At 36.8% G+C, this 3,235-nt stretch carries 1 protein-coding gene; it reads left to right on the top strand.

Annotation, left to right across the window (positions count from 1 at the left end):
- Positions 1 to 37: 37 nt before the first annotated feature.
- On the top strand, positions 38 to 3,175 hold the full coding sequence (locus tag H595_RS23640; protein ID WP_051219998.1) for a CheR family methyltransferase: 3,138 nt from the start codon (positions 38 to 40) through the stop codon (positions 3,173 to 3,175).
- Positions 3,176 to 3,235 lie beyond the last annotated feature (60 nt).

Raw genomic sequence — 3,235 nt, 5'->3', positions numbered from 1 at the left:
ATTATGCAAGTACACTTGCCTTGGCTTGCTGTCTATTATGGCTGCCAATGTGGGTTGGCTGAATTATAAACAGCAAAGATCAACAGGCCCTAGTCTTGCTGAAGATTTGCAAGAAAGAGCTATAGGTATAATTTTTTCAGGCACAGGTAGTGATGGCTCTCATGGCGTTAGAGCTATTAAAGCTTCTGGTGGCATTACAATTGCTCAAAATCCAGATGAATCCAAGTTTCCAAGCATGCCTAATGCAGCAATAAACATTGGAGGAGCAGATTTAATTTTATCTTCGAGTGAAATTGGGCCAAAGTTACGTTCTATTATCTCTTCACCAAGAGATTCGCTGCTAAGAGAAAATAAACACTCAACTTCTACTTTACGGCATATTATCCAAAAAATTTCTGCTGATCTAAGCCTCGATTTTAGTCAGTACAAAGAGGCAACACTTAATCGCCAAATTGCCCGAAGGATGGCAGCAAAGCAAATAGTTGATATTGAAGCTTATGATGACTTTCTGACCATTAATCCAAATGAACTGAAAGAATTAGCTTCTAACTTTCTTATTTGCGTGACCTCTTTTTTTCGAGACCCAAAAGCTTTTGACGCGCTGCGAGAACAAGTAAAACAGTCTCTGCTTAATAAACCTTCTGGCAGTGAGTTTCGTGTTTGGGTACCAGCCTGCGCTACAGGTGAAGAAGCTTATTCAATTGCGATTATTATTAAAGAAGAAATCGAAGCTAGCGGTAACGATTATGCACTTCGTATTTTTGCTACAGATGTTAGTCCAGATTCAGTTAAGGCTGCACGTATTGGGCTCTATCCCGAGTCAGCCCTGTCAAATGTAGATGAACATACCATAAGTAAATATTTTACGATTAAAGACGGTATGTATCATGTTAATAAAGTCATACAAGAAAGTGTGTTGTTTTCAAAACAAAATTTAGTGCAAGACCCACCGTTTATGCGTTTAGATATGGTTAGCTGCCGTAACGTACTAATTTATTTTAATTTGGACTTGCAAGATAATATACTCAAGTTATTTCACTACTGTCTTTCTGATGGTGGGCTACTCTTTTTAGGCGTATCCGAAGCCATCGGTAAATATAAAAATCTCTATACCGAAAAAGATAGCAAGTATAAAATTTTTGGTAAAAAAACAGGCAGTCAATCTTCCTATCCTTCTTTAAATAAGTCTAGTCGCATTGTTCATTCAGGGCGTTCTGGAAATATTACATTAGATAAAAAATCTAATAGGCTCCTTCTTCAAGAACGCTTGAACGAATTATATGCACCAGCCTCTGTTTTAATTACCGCAGATGGAGACCCTATAGAAATTTTTGGTGACTGTAGTCAATTCCTCACCGTAAAAACAGGTAAGCCTAGTTTAAGTATTTATTCGTTAATTAGAGCTGAGTTTCGAGCTGAAATTAGGGCTTACATCAGCCGTGTATCTCGCACAAATAAAAGTCATATTGGCTCTATTATAACTGTTACAGAAAATAGCGAAGAGGTTAAATACCGCCTTGCTATTCATTGTCTTGATGAAAGTGATACTGATTCAGCAAATAAACTACTGATGATCACGTTTCAAAAGGTGGAAAATATTCAACAAGGCAATATGCTAACAGCATTAACCTTAGGTGACGAAACTAAAGAACGTTTATTAGAGCAAGAGCTTAACCTAACTAGAGAGAATCTGCAGACAGTCATTGAGGAACTAGAAACTTCAAATGAGGAGCTGCAGGCGCTAAATGAGGAAATGCAAGCATCTAATGAAGAAATGCAAGCCTCTAATGAAGAGTTAGAAACTACCAGTGAAGAAATGCAAGCATCTAATGAAGAGTTGCTTATAGTTAATGATGAGCTAAATCATAAAACGGAAAAATTACTGGAGTCAAACACCGACATTAAAAATATTTTAAACTCGGTTTTTCAAGCGCTTATTGTTATAGATAACGACCTGGTCATTAAGCACTTTAATTCAGTCGCATTGAACTTTTTTGACATAAAATCAAATGCAACACAAAATTTAGCGCTTACAAAATCAAAGAATGAAATCCCCAACTTGATTAGCAGTATTCATCAGGTTTTTGAAGATAATAGAGTGGTTGAAACTGAGTTTACACAAAAAGACGGTAAACAGTTTTTAATATCTATAATGCCTTATCATAACAACTGCCATGAGATAAACGGTGCTGTGATATCGATACTTGATATCACTAAACGCAAACTCTCTGAAGAAAAACTTCGTTTGACGGCATCAGTGTTTGACACTGTATCTGAAGCCACAATGATTACAGATCAAAACAACATATTAATTTCAGTCAATCCTGCTTTTACCTCCATAACAGGATATAAAGAGAATGAAGTTCTTGGTAAAAACCCAAGCATTTTGAGTTCTGGCAAGCAGAGTAAAGCATTTTATAAAGAAATGTGGAGTGAACTTAAAAAAACAGGTTCTTGGCATGGCGAAATTACCAATAAACGTAAAAATGGTGAACTCTATAATGAGTGGCTCTCACTATCAGTACTCAGAAATGATGAGGGAGAAATAATCAGGCATATAGCGGTATTCAGTGATATTTCTGAAGCTAAAAAAGCACAGGAACTCATCGAGCGGCAAGCAAACTTTGATTCATTGACAGGGCTTCCAAATCGAAATCTAACCATAGATCGACTAAATCAGTTATTACTTTTTTCTAGTCGTGGGGATCACAAATTTGCATTAATGTTCTTAGATCTTGATAACTTTAAATCGATTAACGATACATTAGGTCATGATGCCGGTGATGATTTACTTATTCAAGTTGCTAAAAGACTCACAGTAGCTTTAAGAGATATGGATACCGTTGGAAGAGTGAGTGGTGATGAGTTTATTATTTTAATTGATCAGATTTCCGATTCTCAAGATGCTATGACCATAGCAAACAAACTACTAACGAGCATAAACAAGCCATATCGACTTTCTGGCCAAATGGTCCAAGTTTCCGGAAGTATCGGCATTACCATCTTCCCTATGGATGGGAGCTCATCTCAAGTTCTGATGAAAAATGCAGATACTGCGATGTATGAGAGTAAAAACCGAGGTCGAAACTTAGCCTCTTTTTTCACTAAAGAAATGCAGGATAAGGCTACTCAGGAATACTGGTTAGAACCTGAGGTATCCCCACAAAATTATTAGCTAAAACAAAAAGATGAACTCAGAAGGAACATTCATGGCGTTCGGTGATCAGATCAATCG

Source organism: Rheinheimera baltica DSM 14885 (assembly GCF_000425345.1).
Lineage (GTDB): Bacteria > Pseudomonadota > Gammaproteobacteria > Enterobacterales > Alteromonadaceae > Alishewanella > Alishewanella baltica.
Note: the sequence above shows the minus strand (reverse complement) of the source record. Positions and strands in the feature narration are given on the sequence as shown.